A 567-nucleotide genomic window follows, 5' to 3' on the forward strand; every position below is an offset into this window, starting at 1 on the left:
TAAAATGTCTAATGGAGAATTTGTAGCAATGAGTGTCATTGCACGTATATGTGAGGAATTGGACTGTAAAATTGAAGAGGTTGTAGAGTTTATAGAGCAGCAACCATTAGATACAGCAAAAGAGCGCTAGCCTTTTTAGGGGTAGCGTTCTTTCTTTTTTATAACGCAATCAAGTAAAGCCGATCATGTGTTACTACCGACAATTCATCAAGTGGAGAGTAGAAGAACCACTTAATCGGCTCCCTCCAGTGATGGGTTAGTGCACATCATTTTTTAAAGCCACTTCTTGTCGTTCTTTTTATAAGAAGATAAAAACTCTACATTCTACTAAATATATATACTTTCCGTAGTTTAGAATCCAAGTATACGCTAATCTCTCTATTTTACGTTTTCATCTAGATAATATTTCAAACATATATAATATCATATATTTTTTGAAATATATTGACATAAAAAAGAATTAATTGTATATTTTAATAGAGCTCAAATCCAATCATTTCTAGAAATGACAACAAGAATTACATAAAAATAAAATATCTTTTTAATAAGGAGATGGATTTTTTGCAT

The 567-nt window shown here is 30.5% G+C and carries 1 protein-coding gene; it reads left to right on the plus strand.

Annotated features, from left to right (window positions below; all coding sequences use genetic code 11):
- The first annotated feature begins 4 nt into the window (after window positions 1-4).
- Entirely contained in the window at window positions 5-130 is a 126-nt protein-coding gene (locus AC27IT_RS27950; RefSeq protein ID WP_254628932.1) for a helix-turn-helix domain-containing protein, read from the plus strand.
- Window positions 131-567: the final 437 nt, after the last annotated feature.

It is taken from the genome of Brevibacillus sp. YAE8 (assembly GCF_057543335.1).

Bases quoted from the DNA above. Each gene is read 5' to 3' on its own strand.
- AC27IT_RS27950 (WP_254628932.1), top strand. From the start codon at position 5: ATGTCTAATGGAGAATTTGTAGCAATGAGTGTCATTGCACGTATATGT.